Source organism: Streptomyces musisoli (genome assembly GCF_016741855.1).
In the GTDB taxonomy this organism is placed as follows: domain Bacteria; phylum Actinomycetota; class Actinomycetes; order Streptomycetales; family Streptomycetaceae; genus Streptomyces; species Streptomyces musisoli.
Genome location: NZ_JAERRH010000013.1, coordinates 77,044 through 103,906, shown reverse-complemented (window position 1 = coordinate 103,906; position 26,863 = coordinate 77,044). Strand labels below are relative to the sequence as shown.

General features: G+C 73.0%; 16 protein-coding genes, 1 tRNA gene and 1 pseudogene. 11 read left to right on the top strand and 7 right to left on the bottom strand.

Translation table 11 applies throughout. The annotated features are described in order from the left end of the window. Window positions 1–29 precede the first annotated feature (29 nt). Window positions 30–479 (top strand): ATP-binding protein, encoded by a 450-nt coding sequence (locus JK361_RS28695; protein ID WP_201823341.1) that lies wholly within the window; start codon window positions 30–32, stop codon window positions 477–479. Window positions 480–497: 18 nt separating this feature from the next. Here the strand turns inward: JK361_RS28695 and JK361_RS28690 are convergent, their stop codons facing one another. Further along, a complete protein-coding gene (locus JK361_RS28690; protein ID WP_372448747.1) occupies window positions 498–2,930 on the bottom strand; it encodes a SpoIIE family protein phosphatase in 2,433 nt (810 codons plus the stop codon). 148 nt (window positions 2,931–3,078) lie between these two features. Further along, window positions 3,079–7,344: a HAMP domain-containing protein gene (locus tag JK361_RS28685; RefSeq protein WP_201823338.1), complete on the bottom strand. Its 4,266-nt coding sequence runs from the start codon at window positions 7,342–7,344 to the stop codon at window positions 3,079–3,081. Between the two features lie 441 nt (window positions 7,345–7,785). Between JK361_RS28685 and JK361_RS28680 the strand changes: the two genes are divergently transcribed. Then, complete coding sequence (locus JK361_RS28680) at window positions 7,786–8,871, top strand: 4Fe-4S dicluster domain-containing protein (RefSeq protein ID WP_201823335.1); 1,086 nt, start codon at window positions 7,786–7,788, stop codon at window positions 8,869–8,871. 127 nt (window positions 8,872–8,998) lie between these two features. After that, a complete protein-coding gene (nrfD, locus tag JK361_RS28675; protein ID WP_201823575.1) occupies window positions 8,999–9,997 on the top strand; it encodes an NrfD/PsrC family molybdoenzyme membrane anchor subunit in 999 nt (332 codons plus the stop codon). A gap of 87 nt (window positions 9,998–10,084) precedes the next feature. Here nrfD and JK361_RS28670 read toward each other — a convergent pair whose 3' ends face one another. Beyond that, window positions 10,085–10,669: a DUF4232 domain-containing protein gene (locus tag JK361_RS28670; protein WP_201823333.1), complete on the bottom strand. Its 585-nt coding sequence runs from the start codon at window positions 10,667–10,669 to the stop codon at window positions 10,085–10,087. 325 nt (window positions 10,670–10,994) lie between these two features. On the opposite strand from JK361_RS28670, the gene fdh reads away from it, so the two are divergent. After that, a complete protein-coding gene (gene fdh / locus JK361_RS28665) occupies window positions 10,995–14,258 on the top strand; it encodes a formate dehydrogenase (protein WP_201823330.1) in 3,264 nt (1,087 codons plus the stop codon). A 215-nt stretch (window positions 14,259–14,473) separates the two neighbouring features. Here the strand turns inward: fdh and selD are convergent, their stop codons facing one another. Next, entirely contained in the window at window positions 14,474–15,487 is a 1,014-nt protein-coding gene (gene selD, locus JK361_RS28660; protein ID WP_201823328.1) for a selenide, water dikinase SelD, read from the bottom strand. Window positions 15,488–15,524: 37 nt separating this feature from the next. Here selD and JK361_RS28655 point away from each other — a divergent pair. The 7 genes from JK361_RS28655 (at window position 15,525) to JK361_RS28620 (ending at window position 21,142) form a co-directional block, all read left to right on the top strand. Next, a tRNA-Sec gene (locus JK361_RS28655) sits at window positions 15,525–15,617 on the top strand. A 261-nt stretch (window positions 15,618–15,878) separates the two neighbouring features. Continuing rightward, on the top strand, window positions 15,879–16,907 hold the full coding sequence (locus JK361_RS28650; protein ID WP_201823325.1) for a tyrosine-type recombinase/integrase: 1,029 nt from the start codon (window positions 15,879–15,881) through the stop codon (window positions 16,905–16,907). 568 nt (window positions 16,908–17,475) lie between these two features. After that, a complete protein-coding gene (locus tag JK361_RS28640) occupies window positions 17,476–18,114 on the top strand; it encodes an HAD family hydrolase (protein WP_201823321.1) in 639 nt (212 codons plus the stop codon). Between the two features lie 72 nt (window positions 18,115–18,186). Continuing rightward, window positions 18,187–19,368, top strand: coding sequence for a helix-turn-helix domain-containing protein (locus tag JK361_RS28635; protein ID WP_201823319.1), 1,182 nt, complete (start codon window positions 18,187–18,189; stop codon window positions 19,366–19,368). Window positions 19,369–19,869: 501 nt separating this feature from the next. Continuing rightward, window positions 19,870–20,112: a hypothetical protein gene (locus JK361_RS28630; RefSeq protein WP_236053718.1), complete on the top strand. Its 243-nt coding sequence runs from the start codon at window positions 19,870–19,872 to the stop codon at window positions 20,110–20,112. Beyond that, window positions 20,109–20,447, top strand: a complete 339-nt coding sequence (locus JK361_RS28625) for a hypothetical protein (RefSeq protein ID WP_201823317.1) — start codon at window positions 20,109–20,111, stop codon at window positions 20,445–20,447. The genes JK361_RS28630 and JK361_RS28625 overlap by 4 nt, the downstream gene beginning before the upstream one ends. Beyond that, on the top strand, window positions 20,444–21,142 hold the full coding sequence (locus JK361_RS28620) for a hypothetical protein (protein WP_201823315.1): 699 nt from the start codon (window positions 20,444–20,446) through the stop codon (window positions 21,140–21,142). The genes JK361_RS28625 and JK361_RS28620 overlap by 4 nt, the downstream gene beginning before the upstream one ends. A 413-nt stretch (window positions 21,143–21,555) precedes the next feature. Here the strand turns inward: JK361_RS28620 and JK361_RS28615 are convergent, their stop codons facing one another. The 3 genes and pseudogenes from JK361_RS28615 to JK361_RS28605 all read right to left on the bottom strand — a co-directional run bounded on the left by JK361_RS28615 (window position 21,556) and on the right by JK361_RS28605 (window position 26,812). After that, window positions 21,556–23,793: a SelB domain-containing protein gene (locus JK361_RS28615; protein WP_201823312.1), complete on the bottom strand. Its 2,238-nt coding sequence runs from the start codon at window positions 23,791–23,793 to the stop codon at window positions 21,556–21,558. A gap of 398 nt (window positions 23,794–24,191) precedes the next feature. Further along, a pseudogene (gene selA, locus JK361_RS28610) lies at window positions 24,192–25,559 on the bottom strand (L-seryl-tRNA(Sec) selenium transferase); the annotation flags it as partial. A 236-nt stretch (window positions 25,560–25,795) separates the two neighbouring features. Then, window positions 25,796–26,812, bottom strand: a complete 1,017-nt coding sequence (locus JK361_RS28605) for an MASE1 domain-containing protein (RefSeq protein ID WP_307787342.1) — start codon at window positions 26,810–26,812, stop codon at window positions 25,796–25,798. Window positions 26,813–26,863: the final 51 nt, after the last annotated feature.

Here is a 26,863-nt window from a genome sequence, read left to right as displayed (position 1 = left end):
CTGACCCCAGAGGAAAAGGGCAACGAGGTATGGACATCCCGCTCAGGACCCACGCGACGGTGCAAGGCCGCCCGACGCTCCTGCGCTACAGCCGCACCTGGGACACCGGCATATCCAGCATCGCGGAGGCGAGGGACGCCGTTGCCGCCCTGCTCGCCCGGGCACGGCCGGCACCGGGACGGCGCCCGGTGCAGGATGCCCAGCTCGTCGTCAGCGAACTCGTCACCAACGCGGCCAAGCACGCGCCCGGCCCGTGTGCGCTGGGCCTGGAACTGCTGCCCGACGCGACCGCGCTGCGCGTCACCGTCACGGACACCTCCCGTGAGCCGCCGCGCCGGCGTCCGCCCGACCCCGGACGGATCGGCGGGCACGGCCTGCAACTCGTGGCGATGCTCTCCCGCGGCCTGGAGGTGACCCGGCTGTCCCACGGCAAGCGGGTGACCGCGACCGTGCCGCTCGTCCCCGCGCCGGCCGGCTGAGCGGCCGGACGGGCCGGGTCAGGCGACCCTGATGCCGACGATGCAGGTGTCGTCGTCGGTGTCCGACCTGCTGTAGGTGAGCAGCCGGTCCAGTTGCTGGTCCAGGGTGCCGGGCACCGCCCGGGCGGTGTCCAGCAGATGGGTCAGCGACTCCTCCACCGAGCGGTCCCGGCGCTCGATCAGGCCGTCGGTGTACATCAGCAGGGTGTCCCCCGCGGCCAGCTGCACCTCCGTCTCCTCGTAGCGCGCCTCCGGCACGGCGCCCAGCAGCAGCCCCTTGACCGGGGGCAGCGCTGTGGCGTCCGGCCGGCGCACCAGCACCGGCGGCAGATGGCCGGCCCGCGCCCAGCGCAGGATCCGCCGCTCGCCGTCGTACAGACCGCACACGGCGGTCGCGGTGACGGCACCGGTCAGATGGTGGGCGACGATGTTCAGCCAGGACAGCAGCTGGGCCGGGCCGGCCCCGGTCACCGCGAGGCCGCGCAGGGCGTTGCGCAGCACGACCATGCTGGTCGCCGCCTCTATGCCGTGCCCGGCGACGTCGCCCACGCACAGCAGCACCAGTCCGGAGGGCAGGACGACGGCGTCGTACCAGTCGCCGCCGACCAGGTGTTCGGTCTCGGCGGGCCGGTAGCGCACCGCCACCTGGAGGCCGGGCACCCGCAGCGGGGCCTGGGCCGGCGGCATGATGGCGTGCTGGAGCTGGAGGGCCAGCCGGTTGCGCTCGATGGCCTGCTGCTCGGTGTGGGCGAGCTGGTCGCGGGTGGCGGCGAGGGCGACTTCGGTCCAGTGCTGGGCGGAGATGTCCTGGTAGGCGCCGCGGACGACGAAGAGCTGCCCGTCGGTGTCGAGGACGGGTTCGGCGACCACCCGCATGTGCCGGGTCACGCCGTCCGGACGCTGTAGCCGGAACGCGGCGGAGGCGGGCCTGTGGTGGTGCAGCAGCGTGCGCAGGAAGCGGCCGAGGGTGACGGCGTCGTCGGGGTGGCCGTGGGCCGGCAGGTCCTGGAGGGCGACCGGGGAGCTGCTGACCGGGCGGCCGTAGAGGCTGAACAGCTGGCCGTTCCAGGTGATCTCGCCGGTGAGCAGGTTCTCCTCGAAGCCGCCGATCCGGCCGAGCCGCTGGGCGTGCTGGAGGAGGCTGGCCAGGCGTGCCGTCTCGTCCTCGATGCGCCAGATCAGCAGCACCGCGGAGCCGTGCCGGCTGACGCTGATGTCGGCGACGGCGGACAGCGGCACCTGGTCGACCAAGGCGGTCAGCCGCATCCGGTGGGCACGGAAGGGCTCCCCGGTGGCATAGACCCGCTCCACGCGCTGGAACAGCTCGCCGGCGCCGGCCGCCATCGGGTAGGCCTCCAGCAGCAGGGCGCCGCCCACGACGGCCCGGGGCCGGCCCGCGGGGTCGAGGAAGCGGCTGTTGACGTGCTGGATGCGGAAGTCGACCAGCTGCCCGGCGTCGTCCAGGTGCGGCACGAGCACCAGGGCGGGGTCGTGCAGCCCGTCGGCCAGGTCCATCAGCTCGACGACGTCGGGCAGCAGGCCCGGCTCCGGCTCGGTGCCGGCCGGCGGAGCGAAGGTCTCCAGGGTGTGCGCGCACAGCTCGGCGAGGGCCTCCACCTGCCGGACGACCGGGCGCGGCAGCGGGCCCTCCGGCTTGGGCCAGGCGATCTCCAGGACGCCGTGGATCCGGCCGCCCGTCCCGGACGGTACGGCGATCCGGGCGCCGTCGGCGTACTCGCGCCGGCCGATCGTGGGCAGCCCGGACTCGGCGAGCGAGGGCAGCCACTGGCCGTCGGGCTCGGTCAGTCCGCGCCGGGCCACCGTGGCCACGTCGGGCGGTACATAGCGCCAGCGGGCCGCCTCGCCCGGCGGGAAGCCGGCGCTCCCGGCGAGGGTCAGCGAGCCGTCCGGGCCGGCCGACCAGATGGCTACGGCGACCGCGCCCAGCGGGCGCAGGGCGTGCTCGAGCAGCGAGTCGGCCATCGCCTGGGTGTCGGGCGCCGCCAGGACGCCGCTCTCGGCGGCGCGCAGCCGTACGGCGGCGGACTCCGCGACGGGCCCGGTCGGGTCCGCGGCGACGGACAGGAACGCCTCGGTGATCTCCGAGACGCGGTCCCGGGCCGCCTGGTTGATGACGTCGACCGCGAACTCCAGCGGCGTCACCTGCGCCTGCTCGGTCAGTTCGGCGAGCTGACGGGCGGCCTGGGCGGGGCCGCAGCCGAGGCGTTCGACCAGGATGCCCTTGGCCAGTTCGATCAGCGCGCGGCCCTCGGCCTCGGCCTGCGCCGTCCGTACCTCTCGGCGCAGCCGTTCCACGGTGGCGGCGAGCCGGCCCACCGGGGTGGTGGCGGGCACGTCGGGCAGCGCGGCCTCGACGGAGGGGAGCCGTCCGGTCGGGCCGGCCGGTGCGCCGAGTCCGGCGGGCGTGCCGAGTCCGGCGGGCGTGCCGATCTCGGCCGGTGCACCGAGTCCGGCCGATGCGTCGAGTCCGGCCGATGCGTCGAGTCCGGCCGGCGCATCGGGCCCGGCGGGCGGTTCGTGGGTGGTCACCGGATCCGTACTCCTCGGCCTGCGAAGGGGCGGGCGCGCCGTGCCGTGCTCATGCGGGGAGCCAGCGTCGGACACAGGCGATCAGGTCATGGGTGTCCACCGGCTTCGTGACGTAGTCGCTGGCGCCGGAGGCGAGGCTCTTCTCCCGGTCGCCCTGCATGGCCTTGGCCGTCACGGCGATGACCGGCAGGTCGGCGTACCGGGGCATCCTGCGGATCTCGGCCGTGGCCGTGTAGCCGTCCATCTCGGGCATCATCACATCCATCAGGACGAGTTCGACGTCCGGGTTGTTCACCAGCGTCTCGATTCCCTTGCGGCCGTTCTCCGCGTGCAGCACGCGGAAGCCGTGCAGTTCGAGGATGCCGCTGAGCGCGAACAGGTTCCGGGCGTCGTCGTCGACGACGAGGACGGTCCGGCCGCGGGTCTGCTCGTCGATCAGGTGCGGCGCGGTGCGCGGGTGTTCCTCGCCGCGGACCAGGGTGAGCACCTCTCCGGGCTCCTCGGCGGACAGGTGCAGCGCGATCCGCTCGCGGAGATCGTCCAGGCTGAACAGGTACTCCAGGGAACCGCCCGGGGTGTCCTCGGAGAGCGTCTCGGTGCGCTGCGAGCCGTGCACCAGCACCGGGACGCTGGTCAGGGCCGAGTCGCCGCGCAGGGCCTCGAGGAAGCGGGCCGACTCCCCGTCGGGCATGCCGAGTTCCACCACGACACAGTGGCAGGGTTCGGCGGCGAGGGCGCCGGCCGCCTCCTGGGCGCCGACCGCGGTGATGATGTCGACGGGCGTGCCGACGCCGTCGGCGCGGGCGTGCTCCAGATCCCGGACCACGCTCTCGGCGACCAGGGTCAGCAGCCCGCGCGGGCGCTCCTCGACGACGAGCAGGCGGCGCGGGCGTTCCCGTCTCGCGGTGACCGAGGGCAGCTCCTGGGGCAGGGCGTGCGCGAACGTGCCGTCCGTGCCGTCCCGTTCGGCCTTGAGGACGGCGGGGCGTCCACCGCGCATGTGTTCCTCGAAGTCCGGCCGGGCGACGGGCAGGTAGAGGGTGAAGGTGCTGCCCTTGCCGGGGGTGCTGTCCACGGTGACGGCGCCGCCGAGCAGGTGGGCGATCTCCCGGGTGATGGACAGGCCGAGCCCGGTGCCGCCGTACTTGCGGCTCGTGGTGCCGTCCGCCTGCTGGAACGCGCCGAAGATGGTCTCCAGTTGCTGCTCGGGGATGCCGATTCCGGTGTCCTTCACCCGGAACGCGACGATCGCGCCACCCCGCACCACGCCGGTGGGCACGTCGTCGTCGGCGGCGGGTTCGACGCGCAGTTCGACGCCGCCCTGCTCGGTGAACTTCACCGCGTTGGACAGCAGGTTGCGCAGGATCTGCCGGAGCCGGGAGTCGTCGGTGAGCAGGTCGGCGGGGGCGCCGGGTGCCGTGGCGACGGTGAACTCCAGGCTCTTCTGCGAGGTCATCGGCCGGAAGGTGGCCTCGACGTACTCGATCAGCTGCCGCAGCGGGACCCGCTCCGGCGTGACGTCCATCTTGCCGGCCTCGACCTTGGACAGGTCCAGGATGTCGTTGATGAGCTGGAGCAGGTCGGAGCCGGCCGAGTGGATGATGCCCGCGTACTCGACCTGCTTGGGGGTGAGGTTGCGGGATGGGTTCTGGGCCAGCAGCTGGGCGAGGATGAGCAGGCTGTTGAGCGGGGTGCGCAGCTCGTGGCTCATGTTGGCGAGGAACTCGGACTTGTACTTCGAGGCGAGCGACAACTGCTGGGCCCGCGCCTCCAGTTCCTGCCGGGCCTGCTCGATCTGCAGGTTCTTCGCCTCGATGTCCCGGTTCTGGTCGGCCAGCAGCGACGCCTTGTCCTCCAGTTCCGCGTTGGACTGCTGGAGTTCCTCCTGCCGGGCCTGCAACTCCGCCGAGCGGGACTGGAGTTCGCTGGTCAGGCGCTGCGACTCCTGGAGCAGCTCGTCGGTGCGGGCGTTGGCGACGATGGTGTTGACGTTGACGCCGATGGTGTCCACCAGCTGCTGGAGGAAGTCCCGCTGGACCTGGGTGAACGGGGTGACGGAGGCCAGCTCGATGACGCCGAGGACCTGGTCCTCGAAGACGATGGGCAGCAGCAGCAGCGCGGTCGGCTCGATCTGTCCGAGCCCGGAGGAGATGGTGACGTAGCCGCGCGGCAGCTCGTCGACGGCGATGGTACGGCGGCTGCGCGCGGTCTGGCCGACCAGCGAGCGGCCGAAGGGGATGCGGAGGGGCCGGGTGTCGTCCTCGGGCCTGCCGTAGGAGCCGACGAGCCGCAGTTCGGGCCCACTGGCGCCGTCCTCGGCGAGGTAGAAGGCGCCGTACTGGGCGGACACCTGCGGCACCAGCTCGTCCATGATGAGTTCGGCGACGACGGGCAGGTCGCGGTGGCCCTGCATCAGGCCCGAGATCCGGGCGAGGTTGGTCTTGAGCCAGTCCTGTTCCTGGTTGGCCCGGGTGGTCTCGCGCAGGGACTCCACCATGGAGTTGATGTTGTCCTTGAGGTCGGCGACCTCGCCGGAGGCGTCGACGGTGATGGACCGGGTCAGGTCGCCCTCGGCGACGGCGCTGGCCACGTCGGCGATGGCGCGAACCTGCCGGGTGAGGTTGCCGGCGAGTTCGTTGACGTTCTCGGTGAGCCGCTTCCAGGTGCCGGAGACGCCCTCGACCTCGGCCTGGCCGCCGAGCCGGCCCTCGGTGCCGACCTCGCGGGCGACGCGGGTGACCTCGTCGGCGAAGGCGGAGAGCTGGTCGACCATCGTGTTGATGGTCGTCTTCAGTTCGAGGATCTCGCCGCGGGCGTCGACGTCGATCTTCTTGGACAGGTCGCCCTTGGCCACGGCCGTCGTCACCAGCGCGATGTTGCGCACCTGGCCGGTGAGGTTGTTGGCCATGGAGTTGACGTTGTCGGTGAGGTCCTTCCAGGTGCCGGCCACGTTGGGCACGTGCGCCTGTCCGCCGAGCCGGCCCTCGGTGCCCACCTCGCGCGCCACCCGGGTCACCTCGTCGGCGAACGCCGACAGGGTGTCGACCATCGTGTTGATGACATCGGCGAGGGCGGCGACCTCGCCGGCGGCCTCCACGGTGATCTTCTGGGAGAGGTCGCCCTTGGCGACGGCGGTGGCGACCTGCGCGATGGAGCGGACCTGGCCGGTGAGGTTGGACGCCATCACGTTGACGTTGTCGGTGAGGTCCTTCCAGGTGCCGGCGACACCGCGGACCTGCGCCTGTCCGCCGAGCCGGCCCTCGGTACCCACCTCGCGCGCCACCCGGGTCACCTCGTCGGCGAACGCCGACAGCTGGTCCACCATCGTGTTGATGGTGTTCTTCAGCTCCAGGATCTCGCCGCGGGCGTCCACCGTGATCTTCTGCGACAGATCGCCCTGCGCCACCGCGGTGGCCACCTGGGCCACGTTGCGCACCTGCGCCGTCAGGTTCCCGGCCATGAAATTGACCGAGTCCGTCAGATCCCGCCAGGTGCCCTTCACGCCCTTGACGTCCGCCTGCCCCCCGAGCCGGCCCTCGGTACCCACTTCGCGCGCCACCCGGGTGACCTCGTCGGCGAACGCCGACAGCTGGCCGACCATCGTGTTGATGGTGCTCTTCAGCTCCAGGATCTCGCCGCGGGCGTCCACCGTGATCTTCTGCGACAGATCGCCCTGCGCCACCGCGGTCGTCACCTGGGCCACGTTGCGCACCTGCGCCGTCAGGTTCCCGGCCATGAAATTGACCGAGTCCGTCAGATCCCGCCAGACGCCGGCGACGCCGGGCACCTGCGCCTGACCCCCCAGGCGGCCCTCGGTGCCCACCTCGCGCGCCACCCGGGTGACCTCGTCGGCGAACGCCGACAGCTGGTCCACCATCGTGTTGACGGTTTCCTTCAGCTGGAGGATCTCGCCGCGCGCGGGCACGTCGATCTTCTGGGACAGGTCGCCCTTGGCCACGGCGGTGGCGACCTGCGCGATGTCGCGGACCTGTGTGGTGAGGTTGCCCGCCATCGCGTTGACCGAGTCGGTCAGGTCGGCCCAGGTGCCGGAGACGCCCGGAACCTGCGCCTGTCCGCCGAGGGTGCCCTCCGTGCCCACCTCGCGCGCCACGCGGGTGACTTCGGAGGTGAACACGGACAGCTGATCGACCATGCCGTTGAAGACGGTGGCGATGTCGCCCATGAGTCCGGTGGAGTCGTCCGGCAGCCGGGTGCCGAAGTCTCCGTCGCGCACCGCGGTCAGGCCCGCGAGCAGTCTTCTGAGTTCGTGGTCACCCGGGACGGCCTCGGTCGTCCCGGTCGCCTTGCCGGCCATGCGCACCCTCGATCCGCTCCCCAAGAGCCCCCGCTCCGGGGGCTCGGAACCGCGGCCGGGAGCAGACGGGCGCCCGACCGTTGGTGTGTGCATTTCCGCAGTTCACGGATTTGCATGATGAGAAAATACGCCGCAGGTTAACCCACCCTCATGGGCTTGGACAAAGCAACCGGCCAACCCGCGGTGATCATGGAATTCCCGTGTGCGAGTCCGGTGTGAGGCCGCGTCAGCCGGGTACCTGCTCTAGTTTGGCCGGGGAACGTTCCTTCTTCCGGGTGGGCCGGCGGGACCGTTTCGGACGCGCGGAGCGGGGGCACCCGTGCCAGGCTCGAAACAGAGCACCCAGGGTGAGGGGCCTGACACCGGGCGGAAGGCGAGCGGCGGTTCCACGCTCCGGGCGAGGTGCCCGACGGCCGTGCGGCCGTGAGCGAGGAGGACGGCATGAGGGACGCCGACGACAGGCACGGCAACGCGCTGTACGGCCCGCAGCCGGACGTGTCCGGGGCGTCCGGGTACCCGGACGCCCCGCCGCGGGTGGGCTTCTTCACCGACACCTCCGTGTGCATCGGCTGCAAGGCGTGCGAGGTGGCCTGCAAGGAGTGGAACGCGATCCCCGAGGACGGCCTCGAACTGACCGGCATGTCCTACGACAACACGCGCGGCCTCGGCGCCGACACCTGGCGGCACGTGGCCTTCGTCGAGCAGCGCAAGCCGCTGGGCGGGCAGGAGCCCGTCGCGCACGACGACGTGGACGTGTTCGCCGCCGCGTCCAGCCTGGGCACCGACGCCCCCTCCGCCGCGTCCAGCCTGGGCACCGATCCCCCCTCCGCCGGCTCCAGCCTCGGCACCGGCGCCCCCTCCGCCGCGTCCAGCCTGGGCACCGGCGCCCCCTCCGCCGCCCCCACGGCAGCCGGGGCACCCGCCGGGCCGATCTCCCCCGTCTCCCCCGACGGCCGTACCGAACTGCGCTGGCTGATGTCCTCGGACGTGTGCAAGCACTGCACGCACGCCGCCTGCCTTGACGTGTGTCCCACAGGGGCGCTGTTCCGCACCGAGTTCGGCACGGTCGTCGTCCAGGAGGACGTCTGCAACGGCTGCGGCTACTGCGTGCCCGCCTGCCCGTACGGCGTCATCGACCAGCGCAAGGACGACGGCCGGGTGTGGAAGTGCACCCTGTGCTACGACCGGCTCGGCGTCGGCCTGGAGCCGGCCTGCGCCAAGTCCTGCCCGACGGACTCCATCCAGTTCGGCCCGCTGGAGGAACTGCGCGAGCGGGCGCGGACGCGGGTGGCCCAGCTGCACGCGGCCGGCGTGACCGACGCCCGCCTCTACGGCGACAGCCCGGACGACGGGGTCGGCGGCGCCGGCGCGTTCTTCCTGCTCCTGGACGAGCCGGAGGTGTACGGCCTGCCCCCGGACCCGGTGGTCACCACCCGGGACCTGCCCGGCATGTGGCGGCACGCGGCCGTGGCCGCCGCCGCGCTGGCCGCCCTGGCCGTGGGCAGCTTCGCGAGGAGGCCGAGGTGATCCCCGGTGGTCCGGCGAGGAAGCCCCGGTGTCCGGCCGCGGTGATCCCCGGCGGTCCGGCGAGGAGGCCGCGGTGTCCGGCGAGGAGGGGTGCGATGACTTCCGGCACTTCCGCGACGAGGCCTCGATGAGCGGGTCGGACGCCGGCCGGGACGGCGTGCGGGGCGCGCGGCCCGGCCGGGAGGCGCTCACGGGTGCGCACGGGCGCCGGCGCGGCCGGGGCGAGCAGCCCATGGTGCCGGACGCCGAGTTCTCGTCGTACTACGGCACACCCGTGCTCAACAAGCCGACGTGGAAGCCGCTGGACATCGCGGGGTACCTGTACCTCGGCGGGCTGGCCGGGGCGTCCTCGCTGCTGGCGGCCGGGGGCCAGCTGACCGGCCGGCCGGGACTCGCGGCGCCGGCGAAACTAGGCGCGGCCGGCGCGATCTCGCTCTCGCTGGCGGCGCTCGTCCACGACCTGGGCCGGCCGGCCCGGTTCCTGAACATGCTCCGGGTGTTCAAGCCGACCTCTCCGATGAGCGTGGGCTCGTGGCTGCTGGCCGGGTACGCGCCGCTGACGCTGGCCGCCGCGGCCACCGAGGTGGCCGGGCGGTACCGGCTGCTGGGCTCGGCCGCCACGGTGGCCTCAGCCGTCCTCGGTCCGGCCGTGGCGACGTACACCGCCGTGCTGCTGTCGGACACGGCGGTGCCGTCCTGGCACGAGGGCTACCGCGAACTGCCGTTCGTCTTCGCGGGCTCGGCCGCCACCGCGGCGTCCGGGCTGGCGCTGGCCGCGGCTCCGCCCGCCCAGGCGGGGCCCGCCCGCCGGCTGGCCGTCCTCGGGGCAGCCCTGGAACTGGGCGCCTTCCGGGCGATGAAGCGGCGCATGGGCCTGGCCGCCGAGCCCTTCGGGCAGGGCGGGCCGCGGGTGCTGATGCGCGCCGCGGAGCTGCTGACGGCGGGCGGCGCGGTGCTCGCCGTGTCCCGTGGAGGGGACCGGCGCCTCGCCGTGGTGGCGGGGGCCGCCCTGCTCACCGGCTCGGCGGCCCTGCGTTTCGGCGTCTTCCAGGCCGGCGTGGCCTCCGCCGAGGACCCCCGCTACACCGTCGTACCGCAACGGGAAGGCCTGGCGCGGGACCACTGACCGTCCCGCGAGGGCGCTCGGGCACCTCGTGGGACGGCCGGAATTCCTGGTACGTGCCGACGGCCGGCCGCGTCCCGCGGCCGGCGCTCAGTGGGTGATGCTGATCCGGTACGCGAGCGCGGTGACGTGGAGGTCGCCGTGGTCCACCCACTCCGGGAACTTGAGCGTCTTGTGGCTGGTCGCCGCCGGCGGGGTGACCTGGAGGTAGGCGGCGTGGACGGCGTCCGAGGTGCCGGTGTTGGCGTGCGTCCACGCTATGACCGCCTCCGCGCTCTGGCCCTTGCGGAGCGTCAGGGTGGTCTTGGCGGGGCTCTTCGCGTACCAGGTGTCGCCCCAGTGGGTGGTCGAGGGCAGCGTCCGGTGAGCGGCGTTCTCCAGGCCGAGGCCCGGGTAACCGCGCAGCAGACAGGTGTGGGCGCTGGTGTTCTTGAGCTTCACCACCACGCCCTGATGGTTCATGCCGCCGCCCAGCGACTCGCCGAAGGAGGCGCTGAGCCCCGACACGGAGCAGGTCGGCGTCGAGGCCGCCGCCCCGCCGGCCCGTGCCACCCCCGCACCGGCGATCCCCAGTCCGGCCACGGTGGTCACGGCGAGTGCCGCCCGCACCAGGCGCCGGCCGGACCGCCGGACACCGTCGGTACCGGTCGTGTGGGTCTGGTTCTGATGGGTCATGGTGAGCGTTCTTCCCTTCGTCGTGGGCTCCGTGGTTCGTCCTGCACATCTGATGTGATGCGGCTTCCGCCGGAAAAGTTCACCGCTGGCGAGAATCGGGAGGTACCTGTCTCTTTCGCCGCCGTTCTGCCCGGAATGACTCGCCGCGCCCTTCCGATTCGCCCCCTCAGGAAGTGACTCGCCGCGCCCTTGGGCATGCGGGCTCTCACGCCCGCCGGAGCCGTTTGGCCGGGTCCGGCGGGGGTACTCCGCCGTCGGCCGCGGCAGGAGATGCCGTGATCGAGGGGTTGCGGGAAAATCGAGGGACCGAGCGGGAGGAGGCGGCGTGGGCGTACGTACCTGGATCGACTCCTGGCCGGTGTACCGCCAGCTCACGGGCACGGATCCGCTCGGCAGGGGAGCCGCCGCGAAGAGCGGGCGCAGCGAGCGGCTAACGCCCCGGGTGGCCACGGCGGACCGGGTGGTGAAGTCCGTCTGCCCCTACTGCGCGGTCGGCTGCGGGCAGAACGTCTACGTCCAGGACGGCAGGGTCACCCAGATCGAGGGTGACCCGGACTCCCCCGTCTCGCGCGGGCGGCTGTGCCCCAAGGGCGCGGCCAGCCTCCAGCTGACCACCGGGGACGCCCGCGAGCACCAGGTCCTGTACCGGCGCCCGCACGGCACCGAGTGGGAGCGGCTGGACCTGGACACGGCGATGGACATGATCGCCGACCGGGTGATCGAGGCCCGCCGGGCCGGCTGGCAGTGGGAGGTCGACGAGACCCGCACCCGGCGCACCCTGGGCATCGCGAGCCTCGGCGGAGCCACGCTCGACAACGAAGAGAACTACCTGCTCAAGAAGTTGTTCACCGCGATCGGAGCGATCCAGATCGAGAACCAGGCGCGCGTTTGACACTCCTCCACCGTTCCCGGTCTGGGAACCTCGTTCGGCCGCGGCGGCGCGACCACCTTCCAGCAGGACCTTCAGAACGCGGACTGCATCCTCATCGAGGGCTCGAACATGGCCGAGTGCCATCCGGTCGGGTTCCAGTGGGTGATGGAGGCCAAGGCCCGCGGCGCCAAGGTGATCCACGTCGACCCGCGCTTCACCCGCACCAGCGCCCTCGCCGACGTGCACGTGCCGCTGCGCGCGGGCACGGACATCGCGTTCCTGGGCGGGATCGTCAACTACGTGCTGGAGCACGAGAAGTACTTCCGCGAGTACATCGTGGCCTACACGAACGCGCCGGTCCTCCTGCGGGAGGACTTCCGGGACACGGAGGACCTGGCCGGCGTCTTCTCCGGCCTCGACACCGACACCCGCAGCTACGACAACGCCAGTTGGCAGTACGAGGGCACCGAGATGCAGGCGGCCTCGGGCGAACGCGACCAGGAGTACGAGGTGCGCACCGGCGGCGGCAAGTCACTGACCGAGGCCGCACGCGGCGAGGCCCACGGCTCCGGCGGGGCGGTGATCGGCGAGGGCGAGCCGGAGCGGGACGAGACGCTGACCCACCCGCGCTGTGTGTTCCAGGTGCTCAAGCGGCACTACGCCCGTTACACGCCGGAGCTGGTGGAGCAGGTCTGCGGGGTGCCGCGGGACCTGTTCCGGCAGGTGTGCGAGCTGGTCACGGAGAACTCCGGACGCGACCGGACGACGGCGTTCGCCTACGCGGTGGGCTGGACGCAGCACACGGTGGGGGTGCAGAACATCCGCGCGGCGTCCGTCCTGCAGACACTGCTCGGCAACATCGGCCGGCCGGGCGGCGGCATCCTGGCCCTGCGCGGGCACGCCTCCATCCAGGGGTCCACGGACATCCCCACGCTGTTCAACCTGCTGCCCGGCTACATCCCGATGCCGCACGCCCATCAGAACGAGGACCTGGACGCCTTCGTCGAGGCCGAGGCCGCGCACAAGGGCTACTGGGGCAACATGCGGGCGTACCTGGTGAGCCTGCTCAAGGCGTACTGGGGTGAGGCGGCGACGGCCGACAACGACTACTGCTTCGACTATCTGCCCCGGCTCACCGGCTCCCACTCGACCTACGAGACGACGATGGCCCAGCTGGACGGCGTCTGCAAGGGCTACTTCCTGATCGGCGAGAACCCCGCGGTGGGCAACGCCAACTCGAAGCTGATGCGGCTCGGCATGGCCAACCTGGACTGGCTCGTCGTCCGTGACTTCTCGCTCATCGAGTCGGCGACCTGGTGGCAGGACGGGCCCGAGATCGAGACCGGCGAGCTGCGCACCGAGGACATCCGCACCGAGGTGTTCTTCCTGCCGGCCGCCGCGCACACCGAGAAGGACGGCAGCTTCACCAACACCCAGCGGATGCTCCAGTGGCACCACCAGGCGGTCGAGCCGCCCGGCGAGGCCCGCAGCGACCTGTGGTTCGCCTACCACCTGGGACGCGTCATCCGGGAGAAGCTGGCCGGGTCCGGCGACGAGATGGACCGGCCGGTGCTCGACCTGGCCTGGGACTATCCCACGAAGGGCAGGATGTCCGAGCCGGACGCGGAGGCGGTCCTCGCCGAGATCAACGGCCGGAACGCCGAGGGCGAACCGCTGTCCTCGTACGAGGAGCTGAAGGCCGACGGCTCGACGGTCTGCGGCTGCTGGATCTACTGCGGGGTCTACGCGGACGGCGTCAACCAGGCGGCCCGCCGAAAGCCCGGCCGGGAGCAGGACTGGGTGGCGGCCGAGTGGGCGTGGGCCTGGCCGGCCAACCGGCGGATCCTGTACAACCGTGCCTCGGCCGACCCCGAAGGCAGGCCGTGGAGCGAGCGCAAGGCGCTGGTGTGGTGGGACGCGGAGAAGGGCGAGTGGACGGGGCACGACGTCCCGGACTTCAAGAAGGACAAGGCTCCGGACCACGAGCCGCCCGAGGACGCGAGGGGTCCGGAGGCCCTTTCCGGCACCGACGCGTTCATCATGCAGGCCGACGGCAAGGCCTGGCTGTACGTGCCGTCCGGGCTCACCGACGGGCCGCTGCCCGCGCACTACGAGCCGCAGGACTCCCCGTTCCCGAACCTCGTGTACGACCAGCAGCGCAACCCCGTGCGGCAGTTGCTGCAACCGCCGCACCCCGACAACCGCTACCAGCCGAGCGGCGACGAGCCCGGCTCCCGAGTGTTCCCGTACGTGGCCACCACGTACCGGCTCACCGAGCACCACACGGCGGGCGGTATGTCGCGCTGGCAGCCGTATCTGGCGGAGCTGCAACCGGAGTTCTTCTGCGAGGTGTCCCCGGAGCTGGCCACCGATCGGGGCCTGGCGCACACCGGGTGGGCGACGATCGTCAGCGCGCGCGGTGTGATCGAGGCGCGGGTGCTGGTCACCGACCGGATGACCCCGCTGACCGTGCACGGCCGGCGGCTCCACCAGGTGGGGCTGCCGTACCACTGGGGGCCGAACGGCTACACCACCGGGGACGCGGCCAACGAACTGCTGCATCTGGCCCTGGACCCGAACACGCACATCCAGGAGACGAAGGCGTTCGCCGTCGACATCCGCCCGGGTCGGCGTCCGCGGGGCCCGGCGGCCGTGGCGCTGGTGCGCGCGTACCGGGTCCGCGCGGGCATCGACGAGCACACCGGCACGGAGCCTTGAGCGGTCCCGCCTGTCGGGGAGCGAGCGGTGCACGGCCCGACCTGACCGGGAAGTCGCCGTGAGCGGCCCTGCCTGACGGGTCGGAGCCGAAAGCGGTCCCGTCTGAGAGGGAAGGAGCGGTCCTGGCTGCCGGGGAGGAGCGGTGCCGCCGCCTGACCGGGACGGAGCCGTGAGCGGTCGTAGTCGTACCGACCGGGAAGTTGCCGGGAGCGGTCCTACCTGAGTACGAGGGTGTGCGGGCCGCGCGGTACCAGCTCGCCCACCACCGGCGCTCCGGGCACCTCCCCGGCGACCAGCAGGCCGCCGGAGGTCTGCGCGTCGGCGAGCAGCAGCCGGGTGTCCTCGTCGGTGTCCCCGAAGTCGGTGTACGGCGCGACCCACTCCAGGTTGCGCCGGGTGCCGCCGCTGACGTATCCGTCGCGTACGGCCTCCCGGGCGCCCTCCAGCCAGGGGAGGGCGGCGGTGTCGACCACCGCGGTGACCCCGGAGGCGCGGGCCAGCTTGTACAGATGGCCGAGGAGGCCGAACCCGGTGACGTCGGTGGCGCAGACGGCCCCGGCGGCCAGCGCGGCCTGCGACGCCTCCCGGTTCAGGGCCGCCATCGTGGCGACGGCGTGCTCGAACCGCTCTCCGGTGGCCTTGTGGCGGTTGTTCAGCACGCCGGTGCCCAGCGGTTTGGTCAGCGACAGCGGCAGCCCGGGCCGGCCGGCGTCGTTGCGCAGCAGCCGCTCGGGATCGGCGATGCCGGTGACGGCCATGCCGTACTTGGGTTCCGGGTCGTCGACGCTGTGTCCTCCGCCCACGTGGCAGCCCGCCTCCGTGGCGATGTCCAGTCCGCCGCGCAGCACCTCGCGGGCGAGGTCGAACGGCAGCCGGTCGCGGGGCCAGGCGAGCAGGTTGACGGCGAGCACGGGCCGGCCGCCCATCGCGTAGACGTCGGACAGGGCGTTGGCGGCGGCGATCCGGCCCCAGTCGTAGGGGTCGTCCACGACCGGCGTGAAGAAGTCGGCCGTGCACACCACGGCGGTGCCCCGGTGCGTGACCACGGCCGCGTCGTCGCCGGTGGCGAGGCCGACGAGGAGGGGGGTGTCGCCGCCGGTGAGCGGCTGCGCGGCCAGCCCCGCGACCACGTCCTCCAGTTCGCCGGGCGGGATCTTGCAGGCGCAGCCGCCGCCGTGGGCGAACTGGGTGAGCCGTACGGACGCCTGTCGGGCCGGTGTCGATGTCATAGCGGTCGTCTCCTGGGGCAGTAGCCTGGCGAGCGGTGGAGGCGTGTGGGTGCCTGGTGGCCCTCCCGGTCTTCAAAACCGAGGTGCCCGAGGATCTCGGGCAGGCGGGTTCGATTCCCGTCCGCCTCCGTTCTCCACCTGTACCGATGTACATCTCGGCCAAACGCGGGCCTAACACTGGCACCGGCACCCCCCTACCCTGCCGTCATGGCGAGCGTCCGAAAGCGGAAACGCAAGGACGGCAGCGCGCTCTACCAGGTGCGCTGGATCCAGGGCGGACGTGGCGGCACCTGGGGGATGGAGAAGTTCGGCGACGAGACCGCGGCCGAGGAGTTCAAGAAGCTGGGTCAAGGGCCAGGGCTTCGTCAAGGAGCAGGCGGTCGACGGCGACATGCCGCTCGTAGACTGGGCGCACCGCTACGTCGACCGGCTCGCCGGCATCGACGAGCGCTCCCGCCGCGACGATAAGCGCGACGTCGACAACCTCTTCGCGATCATCCAGCACACTCAGCCGTCCGGCCGGGTCGCGCCCGCCACGATCGCCAACATCATCGCCGACGACGTCCAGGACTGGGTGCGCGCGCAAGGCGAACGCAACCCTGAAAACCCGGAGGCGTGGCTGCGGCGCGAGGCCAGCCCGAAGAGCATCGCGAACCGGCACGGCCTGCTGAGCGCCATCGTGCAGGCCTCGGTGGAGGCGGACCCACCACTGCGCGCGAAGAACTGTTGCCTCGGCACACGTCTGCCCCGGACGGACGACGGCATCGACGAAGAGATGACCTTCCTGGAGCACGACGAGTACGCCCGGATCGCCGCCGAGATCGAGGACTCGCACGCACGTGATCTGGCTGATTGGCTGGTGGGGACAGGCATGCGGTGGGGCGAAGCGACCGCGCTACAGGTTCGGGACGTCAGCCTGGCCCAGAACACGGTGAGCGTTCACCGGTCGTGGAAACGGGCGGCGCCGGGTGCTGGAAGGCCGGCGCACTTCCTGGGCCCGCCGAAGACCAAGAAGGCTCGCAGGATCATCGCTCTGACCGACGCGCAGATGGAGACGCTACGCCGTCGCATGTCCGGCAAGAGGCCGGAGGATCTGCTCTTCGAGACGCGGTTCGGGAAGAGCTGGCGGCATGACAACTTCTGGCGCCGCCGTTGGGTCCCGGCGGTGGATGCGGCGATCGCGAAGGGGCTGCCGAAGCGCCCTCGGATCCACGACCTGCGGCACACGCATGTTGCCTGGCTGATCGCGCAGCGCATTCCGCTGCCGGCCATTCAGGCGCGGCTGGGCCATGAGTCGATCACGACGACGGTGGACCGGTACGGGCATCTGGTGCAGGCACTGGATGGGGAGACCCGCGCGGCCGTGGATGCGGTGATGGGTGCCCCTACGGCCACCCCGGGGATCCGGAGGGTGGTGTGAGTCAGCGTCCGGGCCAGTTCTGGACCCAGAGCCCCTCGTGGACTATGCGAGTGAGTTGTTCCGCGAACTCGTCCCGGGCCTGCTCGCTTACGTGCTCCCTGGAGGCGAGCCACACGTTAAGTCGAAGCCATGGGCGGAACACCGACCGCCGGACCACCCGGCAGCCGTGGTGAGCCGGGGGCTTCGGTAACCGGCCCACCGGGACCGCCGGGCGAGCCCGGTGCGCCAGGGGAGCGCGGCGCGCCCGGTCCTCGAGGACCGTCCGGCTCGCCCGGGGAGACGGGTGCCGCCGGCACTCATGGAGTCAATGGAGCTGACGGCGCCGCAGGCACACCCGGACGGGTATAGCGTCCGGGCGCCCGCTTGGGACCCCGACGCGCTGGTCTGCCGCCGCAACACCGCGCCCTCACCCGACGACACGCCTACGTCCGCGCGGTCCGCCGGCATCCTCGGCCTGCCCGCCGAGCGGCGCCGCATCGCATGACGACCACCGCCTGCACCAACCCCGGCCCTCGTCCTCCTACGGGAGGGCGAGGGCCGTTTCGTCATGCCCGGATACGCTCGCCCCATGATTCGCGCTGTGATCTTCGACGTGGGCGAGACCCTCGTCCGCGACGACCGCTATTGGGCATCGTGGGCCGACTGGCTCGACGTCCCTCGGCACACACTGTCCGCGCTCGTCGGCGCAGTGGTCGCGCAGGGCCGTGACAACGCGGACGCTCTCCGTCTCCTCCGCCCGGGCATCGACGTCGCAGCCGAGTACCGGGCACGCGAGGCCGCTGGCCGCGGCGAGCATCTGGACGACAGCGACCTGTACGAGGACGTCCGGCCCGCACTGGCCGAGCTGCAACGGCTCGGGGTCCGGGTCGTCGTCGCCGGAAACCAGACCGCTCGCGCGGGTGAACTGCTGCGTGCCCTCAACCTGCCGGCCGACGTGGTCGCGACGTCCGGGGAGTGGGGCGTGGCCAAGCCGCGGCCCGAGTTCTTCCAGCGGGCCGTCGAGGCCGGGCAGGCAGATCCTGGTGAGACGCTGTACGTCGGCGACCATCCAGCCAACGACACGCTTCCCGCAGCATCGGCCGGGCTGCGGACAGCCCATCTACGGCGCGGCCCGTGGGGCCATCTATGGGCCCAGGACCCGGACGTTGTGGCGATAGCGGACTGGCAGATCGACCGCCTCACAGAACTACCCACCCTCGTGCGGTAGGCAGTCCGTTCGCATCCTCACAACGTCACGACACGGCTACTGTTCGAAGTGGACGTACCGAACGGAGCCCGTATGCCCGCCCCCACCGCGCGCGAGGTAGGCCAGCGCATCGCCACCATCCGCCGCGCCCGCCGGATGACACAGGCGGACCTCGCCCGCGCCGCCTTTGTCTCCCTGCCCATGATCAAAGCCATCGAGCGCGGCGCCAGGTCCCCGAGCGACGACACCCTCGACTCGATCTCAGCAGCGCTCACCGTCGACCCGAGCCGCATCATCGCTGGCAGCACGCGCACCGAGAGCCGCGTCCACGCGTCCATCCCTGCGATCTCCGCCGCGATCGCCGCGTACGACATCCCAGCCGACGCTCCAGCCCGCCCACTGCACGAACTCAGCGCTGCCGTCACGCAGCTGACCACGTGGAGACTGGGCGCGCAGTACGCCCAGATCGCCGAGCACACCCCACAGCTGCTGACCCACGTCCTGGCCGCGCTCCACCACAGCACCGGCACCGACCGGCTCCGCGCCGCCCAACTCCTCGCCGCAACGGCCCGATCAGCGGACGCAGTCGCCTACAAGTTCGGGCACGGGGACCTGTCAGCGCGCCTCATCGACCTCATGCGGTGGGCCGCCGACCAGACCGAGGACCGCATCGCGCGGTGCACCGCCGCCTACGTCCGCACCGAAACCTTCTTCGCCGCACGCGCGCACGCCCAAGGGCTCGCCGCCCTGGAACAAGCCATCGACGCCGCCCCCAGCCCCATCAGCCGGGATGCGACCGCGGCCCGGGGCGCCCTGCACATGCGGGCGGCAGTGATCGCCGGACGAGCAGACGACCCCGACGCCGCGGAGCACCACATGGCCGAGGCCCGACGGCTCGCCGACGGCCTGCGCGAGGGCGCGTACGACGGTACCCAGTTCGGCCCCGACTCCGTGCGCGCCCACGAGGTATCCGTCGCGGTCAGCCTCGGCCATGACCACGTCCGGGCGGCCCTGGACGTCGCGGAGGAGTGGACACCTCCAGACGACCTGCCGGCGGAGCGCCGATCCGGCTTCTGGATCGAGCGGGCGCGAGCGCAGGTGTGGGCGGGCCAGCCGGACAACGCATTCGAGTCGCTGAAGGTCGCTCGGTTCATCGCGCCGCAGCACACGCGAGAGCACCCGTGGGCACGGGAGGCGGCGGCCACGATCCGCCGGCTGAAGCGCGCAGACGCCGAGTCGCTGACCCACTTCGCCGAGTGGATCGGCGCGGTCTGAGGGGACACCCGCTGTATCCCTTGCGGCCCTTGCTGCGGCCCATGATCTGCCTGTCCGAGAGAGACGACAGGTGGAGGCCGGAATGCAGCAGTGCAGTGAGCCGCCGCTCCGAGTCGCTGGACCCGTAAGTATCGCTCGGCTCCATGGGCGAGCTTGCTGGTACTGCGGTGCGGTAGCGCGAGGGCTGGCGAAGGGCGGCCGCGTGCAGCTGGCGCCTCGCGCACGGGTGTGGGACATCGTGTCGTGCGGCTGCCACCTGAAGGCAGGTGCCGCCCGATGACCCAGGCCCCTCATATCCCCCTTGCTCCAGTGCGCGAGGGCCAGGAGTGGCTGCGGTCCTGCGCCACTGGCCCGGACACGGCGCAGCGCTTGTGGGACCTCGGGCTGCCGGTTGCGATCTCGTCGGGGGTCCACTGGCGCGTCACTGAAACGCGGATCTCCCACACCCTGGCAGCGCTCCGCTGGATGCACCACTGCCCGAGTGGACCCATCCTGGCCTGCATGTACAGCAGGCGCGCATGGTGGCTGCTGCCGGCCACGCTCGCCGACGAGCTTGACGGTATCGCTGGCGTCACCGTGCATCCGGCTGGCTGGGAGCTGCGCTGCCCGCCAGTCACCAATTGCATCGGCTCCCTGTGGTGGCTGTCGATCCCGGACGGCACCGGTTACCTCACCGACCCGTCCCTGCTCGCCAAGGCGTTCGCCGCCACCGGCCCAGGAGCTGAAGAAGGGACACCGGAATGACGGCCACCGACACCCGGCCCCCGGTCGACGTTCCGGCCGGGCTGCTGCCCTCTCTTCAGTTCCCGGACCTCGGCACGCTTCCCGATGAGCGAGGGCGAGGAGCCGCCTGCCTGTGGGGCGGCGAGCCGCTGTCCATCGCGACCGCCCTGGACCTCGGCGAGCACCCGCACGAGGGCACCACGCTGTTCCTCCGCGGCTGCCGCGTCTGCACCCTGCGCGCCGCCCTCGCCGCGCACAAAGCACACCCGGGAATGTGCGAGCAGTGCACCGACGACCCGAGTATCTGCGAGATCCGGCGCGGCCTGCGCCGCCTGGCCCTGGAGCTACGACGATGACGGACAGCAGCCCCATCCGCCCTGTCCAGTACCGGGACGGCCGCCCCGTCCCGCACATCACCGCTTGGTCCCGAGAGCAGGTCCCGCCCCAGCCGCTGGCCGTCATCCACGGCCACGGCGGTCGCGGACTCGGCTTCGAAGACGAGGTCAGCCACATCGACCGGCACTACGACGTCCCGTGGATGCGCATGCCGGCCACGCGCGGCGGCCACCCGCGGTACGAGAATGTCCACGCTCTTCGGCAACGGCAGGCGATGAGCCGCCTCCTGTGCCAGATGTGCGGCGGACCCACCCTCGGGACTCGGCGTGACGAGCGCTCGCTGTTCCTGGTCGCCTCCGCCGGCGGCCGGCCCATCGCCGACGGCGAGCTGACCACGTCTCCGCCTACCCATGCGGTCTGCGCCCGACTGGCGCTGGAGCACTGCCCGCCCCTGCGTCGGCGCGGGTGGGCTGCCGCCCTCGTCGAGCACACACCGGTCTGGGGCGTGAGCGGACTGCTGTACCACCCGCAGTCCCTGGAGCCCGTACCCACGGCCGATGTCAGCGGCATGCACCGTATCTCCTTCACGGACGACAGAAGTCTCCGCTGGACTCTCGCGGCCCGTCTGATCATCGCGCTTGAGGGCGTTACGGCTGTCACTGATCTCGACGTCCTTAGCGATGAGGGGACCGCAGTGGCACGGGGCTCCCGATGACTCCCGCTCCCGGCGTGCCGACGCGCCGGGAGCGGGCACAGACTCCAGCGCTCCCCCGACGCGATCACGGCGTAGAGGGCCGGCGCCGGAGAGGGCGGCCACCCCGCCACCCCCGTCGGGGTGGCCGCTCATTCACGACCTGATCACTCGCCCCTCGCTCCACGCTGAGGCGCAGCGAGTCAGGCTCCCGCAGCCGTGTTCACACGGACCGGCCGGCGCCGTACTGCCCCCCAGGCGATGGCGCGCGTTCGCAGGCCCCCCGAGCCGGACGCGGCTCGGGGGACTCTGCCGTGTGGCCCGATCTGCACTCATCCCTGGCGGGTCAAGGGCTACTCCCCACACACCGTTTAGCCCGGGCCAAACCGAACTGGCACGAGCCGGGTCGAGTGACATTCAGCGTCATCGAAAGACATCTATTTGTCCGGATTCCCCGCATCGTCGCAGGTCACATTAGGGTCAAGAAACGGGTCCGATTCCCGTCCGCCTCCGTTCTCCGCCGCCTTCGCGCGGCAGCGTCGGCGCTGGTCGTCGACGCGTTCCGTGTACCCCCGGGCGTCCAGGAACTCCAGCAGCGGTACGGCCACCCGGCGGGTGGTGTCCAGCGCGCGCCGGGCCTCGCTGAGCGTGAACGGCTGGGGCAGCGCGCGCAGGACGGCGGCCGCGTCGGCGTCCGCGCCGGGCAGCAGCACGATCCCGTCGGCGATCCGCAGCAGGGTTCCGGCGGCCGCCGCGGCGGCCAGCGCCCGGCGGTCGAGCCCCAGTTCGGCGAGGCGCCCGGCCTCCGGGGCGCGGAACGGGCTGCGGGTGAGGTCCCGGCGCAGGGCGTCCACGGCCGCGCGGACGGGTGCGGGCAGGGCGGGCGGCGGTGAGTCCGCGGGGTAGAGCCGGCCCTGGCGGGTGTGGAGCAGGGGCTGTGCCGCGGCCAGCGCGTCGACCAGGGCCCGGTCTGGCAGGCCGAGCAGCCGGCGGGCCGCCTCCGTGGGCAGGCCGGGCTCCAGCGGGTGGGCGCGGGCGTGCCGGCCGACCTCGGCGGCCAACCGGTCCTTCAGCGAGGTCCAGTACGCCCCGTCGACCAGCCAGTCCCCGGCGACGGGGCCGACAGGGCCGACGGGCCCGCCGGAGACGCGGCCGGCACCGTCCCCCGGCCCGGCGGTGCCCGCCGGACTCTCGGACCGGGCAGTACCCACCGGGCCTCCGCGCCTGGCGGTGCCCGCCGGGCTTTCGGGTCGGACGGTGCCCGCCGGGCCTCCGGGTCGGGCGGTATCCACGGAGCCCTCGTACCGGGCAGTGCCCGCCGGGCTTTCGGGTCGGGCAGTGCCCGCCGGGCCTTCGGGCCGGGCGGTATCCAGCGAGCCCTCGCATCGGGTCGGGCCCGCCGGGCTTTCGGGCCGGGCGGTGCCCACCGGGCCTTCGCGCCCGGCCGTGCCCGCCGGGCCTTCGGGGGCGGCCGTGCCCGCCGGGCCTTCGGGGGCGGGTGTGGGGCACAGGGGGACACCCATCGCCTGGAGGTCGGCGCGCCGCATGAGCCTGCGGCGGCGCAGTTCGGCGCCGGCGTCGGGGCGGCCGGTCATGTCCGCCAATTCGGCCGCGCGGGCCCGGCCGGCACCGCGCCGGGTCAGCCGCGGCGGTCGCACGTCGAGCACGGTGACGCCGCAGGGCATCCGGCTGCCGCCGGGTTCGCGCAGCACGGCGCGGTCGCCGACGCGCAGCGGCAGGGGCCGGCCGAGGGCGAGCCGCGCGGTGTCCTCACCGAGGGGGCGCACGGTCACCGGTACGGCGGCGGTGCCGATGTGCAGGGTGACGGAGCGGGGCAGGTCGGCCACCGGCTCCCCCGTGACCCGTACGTCGATCACCTCGCTGCTCAGCCAGCGGTCCGGCGTCAGCAGCACATGGCCGCGGCGCAGGGTGCCGTCCCCCTGCCCGTGCACGTTGACGGCCACGCGTGCCACCCCGCCGACGGCCGCCCGCTCCTCGTGCAGACTCTGCAGCCCGCGCACCCGCAGTACGGCCGCGCCGTCCCCGGTGACCAGCCGGTCGCCGACGCGCAGGGTGCCCGCGCCCAGCGTGCCGGTGACCACGGTGCCGTGTCCGCGTACGGTGAAGGCCCGGTCGAGCCACAGGCGGACGTCGGCGTCGGCATCGGCGGCTGGCAACTCCGCGGCCAGCCGGGCAAGTTCGCCGCGCAGTTCGTCCAGGCCCGCGCCGGTGACCGAGCTGACCGCGACCGAGGCCACCTTGCCCAGGGAGGTTCCGGCCAAGCGAGCCACGGCGTCGGCGCGTACGGGCTCCGGGTCCGCCAGGTCGCTCCGGGTCACCGCGAGGACGGCGTGCCGGACACCGAGCGCGTCCAGGATCGCCAGGTGCTCCTCCGACTGGGGCTGCCAGCCCTGGTCGGCGGCGACCACGAACAGGACGGCGGGCACGGGTCCGACCCCGGCCAGCATGGTCGCGACGAACCGCTCGTGTCCCGGTACGTCCACGAAGGCGAGAGGTTCGCCGTCCGGGTCGAGCCGGGTCCACACAAAGCCCAGGTCGAGGGTGAGGCCCCGGCGGCGCTCCTCGTCGTAGCGGTCGGGCTCCATGCCGGTGAGGGCACGGACCAGGGCGGACTTACCGTGGTCGACATGGCCGGCGGTCGCGAGCACACGCATCACGGCCGCCCTTCCGCGCGGGCCGGGGCCGGCCCCGCGTCCCGGGCGTGCCGTCCGCCGCCCTCCCCCGGCATGGCCCGCCCCGGCCGCCGCTCGCCCTCGGCCACCCCCGGGCGCACAGCCTCCACAGGCCCGGCACCGCCGACCGCGGCAGGCCGCTCAGCCTCCGCAAGCCCCTCGCCGTCACCTGCCGCAGACCTCACGGCCTCCGCGAGCCCGCCGCCGCCCCCCACCGACCGCACCGCTCCCGCATGCCTCCCGCCGCCACCCGCCGCAGACCGCACAGCCTCCGCAGGCCCGGCACCGCCGACCGCGGCAGGCCGCTCAGCCTCCGCAAGCCCCTCGCCGTCACCTGCCGCAGACCTCACGGCCTCCGCGAGCCCGCCGCCGCCCCCCACCGACCGCACCGCCTCCGCGAGCCTGTCGTCGTCCTCCGGTGGTACCGACCTCAGGTCCAGCAGGCAGCGTCCCGCCTCCAGGCGGCCCACTACCGGGACGCGGCCGGTGCGCAGGGCGGCGGCGTACTGCTCGGGCAGGGACAGCGCCGCGCTGGGCAGGGTGACCCCGGGTGCTCCCCCGCCGCCGACGGTCGCCGCGCTCTCGACGGCCCGTACGTCGGTCCCGTCGGCGGCCAGCGTGGCGGCGAGCCGCTCGGCGCGGGCCCTGAGCCCGTCCGCGCCCGCGCCGAGGGCGAAAGCGGTCGGCGTGGGCGGGCCGGTGAGGGTGGCCTCCAGCGCGGCCAGGGTCAGTTTGTCGACACGCAGGGCGCGGGCGAGCGGGTGCCGCGCCAGGGCGTGGACCAGGTCCTCGCGGCCCAGCAGGAGTCCGCACTGGGGCCCGCCGAGCAGTTTGTCGCCGCTCGCGGTGACGAGCGCGGCACCGGCCCGCAGCTGGCTGTCGGCATCGGGCTCCTCGGGCAGCGCCGGATGCGGCAAGAGCAACCCGGAGCCGATGTCGACGACGACCGGGACGCCGAGGCCGGTGAGGTCGGCGACCTCGGCGGAACGGGTGAAACCGGTGATACGGAAGTTGGACGGGTGGACCTTCAGCACGAACCCGGTGTCCGGTCCGATCACGGCCGCGTAGTCGGCGGCGGTCGTCCGGTTGGTCGTACCGACCTCACGGAGCCGGGCGCCGGTCGAGACGAGCAGGTCGGGCAGGCGGAAGCCGTCGCCGATCTCCACCATCTCGCCCCGGCTGACGACGATCTCCTTGCCGGCCGCGAGGGCGGTGGCGGCCAGGACGAGCGCGGCGGCCCCGTTGTTCACGACGTGCACGGCGCCGGCGGCCGGCACCCGCTCGTGCAGCGCGGCGAGCGCGGAGCGTCCCCTGCGTGCCCGTACGCCGGTCGTCAGGTCGAGTTCGACGTCCGTGGGACCGGCCGCCTCCCGGACCGCGTCCCGGGCGGCGGCGGACAGCGGAGCCCGGCCGAGGTTGGTGTGCAGCAGCACCCCGGTGGCGTTGATCACCGGGTGCAGGCCGCTCGCGGTGCCGGGGAGCAGGCTCAGGGCCGTCTGCGGTACCTGTTCCGGCGGGATGCCGCCCGCGCGGGCCCGTTCCTGCGCCTGCCGTACGGCGGCCTTCACCCGGGGCGCACCGAGCCGGTCCACGGCGGCGGACAGCCGGGGGTCGCGCAGCAGCGCGTCGGTGCGCGGGATGCGGCGGCGCGCGCCGGCGGCGTCCCGTGGCCGGGGCGGGTCCCGGGGCACGGCCGTGCTCCCCGTCCTGTCCTCGGCTGTCCGTCCTGGTACCGGCCGCTGTTCCATGGCGCCCCGTCCCTCCCGGTCCGGCCTGTGCCCGTGCGGGTCGGCCCATCGTCTCCCAGTGCCCCCGGCGCGCCGTCCGACACGCCGAAACGGCACGTCGGCGGCGGCACTTCGGCGGCAGCACGCCGACGGCAGCACGCCGACGGCAGCACGCCGACGGCGCCACGTCGACGGCAGCACGTCGGCGGCGGCACGTCGGCGGCGCGCCCGGATCGGGATTGCCCCCCGCGGGCGGCTCACGGGGCACCGGTCGACCGCGGCCGGCCGTCGGCCCCGTCGTCGGCCTCCGGGTGCGGCCGGGGCGGCGGGCCCTCACCCGCGGTGAGGTGTTCCAGCACCTCCACCAGTTCCTGGCACGCCTTCTCCACCGAGCGCCGGGTGTTGCGCTGCTCGGTGATCACGGCGGACAGCAGCAGTGCGGTCAGGGCCATGGCGCCGTTGAACGCCTGGAGCTTCGCCATGACCTCGATCCGGTTCAGGTCCGCGAACGCCCCGGCACCGTCCGTGGCGGCGATCGTGGCCACCACGGAGGTGAACAGCGCGCACAGCGCGGCGCCCGCCAGCTGGAAGCGCAGGGCCGCCCAGATGATGAGCGGGTAGACGAAGAAGAGCGTGCTGAGCGCGCTGTAGACGGCCAGCGGCACGAGCACGCAGGTGACGACGGCCAGCGCGGTCGCCTCCTTCCAGCGGCCGAGGGGCAGCGGCCGGCGGGCCTGGTGCAGTATCAGCAGCAGCGGGGTGACGAGCAGGACCCCCATCGCGTCGCCCACCCACCAGGCGAGCCAGACGGGCCAGAAGCTGTGGGCGGCCAAACCGTCCGCGAGGACCAGGAGGCCGACGCCCGTGGTCGCGCTGATCAGCGTGGCGGTCAGTGCGGCCAGGAACACCAGCGCCACGCCGTCGCGCAACCGGCTGAGGTCGGTGCGGAAACCGGCCCGGCGCAGCAGGAGGACCGCACACAGGGGTGCGGCGGTGTTGCCGAGGAGGACGCCGATCACCGAGAGGTCGGGCGTGGTGAGGTACAGGACGGAGAAGAAGGCGCCGAGCGTGATGCCGGGCCAGACGCGCAGTCCGAGGATCAGCAGGGCGGTGAGGGCTACGCCGGTCGCCGGCCAGAGGGGCGTGACCACGGCTCCCTCGACGGTCAGCTCGCGGAGGAGGCCGAGCCGGGCCGCCGCGTAGTAGCAGGCGGCGACGGCCAGCACCTGGACGACGTAGCCGCCCGGCCGGCGCAGCTCCTCGATAGCCACCACAGGAGTCATCTCACACCGATGGCCGCGGGTCGGCGAGGCGAGGCACGCTCC

Coding starts and splice junctions, on each gene's coding strand:
- JK361_RS28695 (WP_201823341.1), top strand. CDS start 30: ATGGACATCCCGCTCAGGACCCACGCGACGGTGCAAGGCCGCCCGACG.
- JK361_RS28685 (WP_201823338.1), bottom strand. CDS start 7,344: ATGGCCGGCAAGGCGACCGGGACGACCGAGGCCGTCCCGGGTGACCAC.
- JK361_RS28680 (WP_201823335.1), top strand. CDS start 7,786: ATGAGGGACGCCGACGACAGGCACGGCAACGCGCTGTACGGCCCGCAG.
- nrfD (WP_201823575.1), top strand. CDS start 8,999: ATGAGCGGGTCGGACGCCGGCCGGGACGGCGTGCGGGGCGCGCGGCCC.
- JK361_RS28670 (WP_201823333.1), bottom strand. CDS start 10,669: ATGACCCATCAGAACCAGACCCACACGACCGGTACCGACGGTGTCCGG.
- selD (WP_201823328.1), bottom strand. CDS start 15,487: ATGACATCGACACCGGCCCGACAGGCGTCCGTACGGCTCACCCAGTTC.
- JK361_RS28650 (WP_201823325.1), top strand. CDS start 15,879: ATGCCGCTCGTAGACTGGGCGCACCGCTACGTCGACCGGCTCGCCGGC.
- JK361_RS28640 (WP_201823321.1), top strand. CDS start 17,476: ATGATTCGCGCTGTGATCTTCGACGTGGGCGAGACCCTCGTCCGCGAC.
- JK361_RS28635 (WP_201823319.1), top strand. CDS start 18,187: ATGCCCGCCCCCACCGCGCGCGAGGTAGGCCAGCGCATCGCCACCATC.
- JK361_RS28630 (WP_236053718.1), top strand. CDS start 19,870: ATGTACAGCAGGCGCGCATGGTGGCTGCTGCCGGCCACGCTCGCCGAC.
- JK361_RS28625 (WP_201823317.1), top strand. CDS start 20,109: ATGACGGCCACCGACACCCGGCCCCCGGTCGACGTTCCGGCCGGGCTG.
- JK361_RS28620 (WP_201823315.1), top strand. CDS start 20,444: ATGACGGACAGCAGCCCCATCCGCCCTGTCCAGTACCGGGACGGCCGC.
- JK361_RS28615 (WP_201823312.1), bottom strand. CDS start 23,793: ATGCGTGTGCTCGCGACCGCCGGCCATGTCGACCACGGTAAGTCCGCC.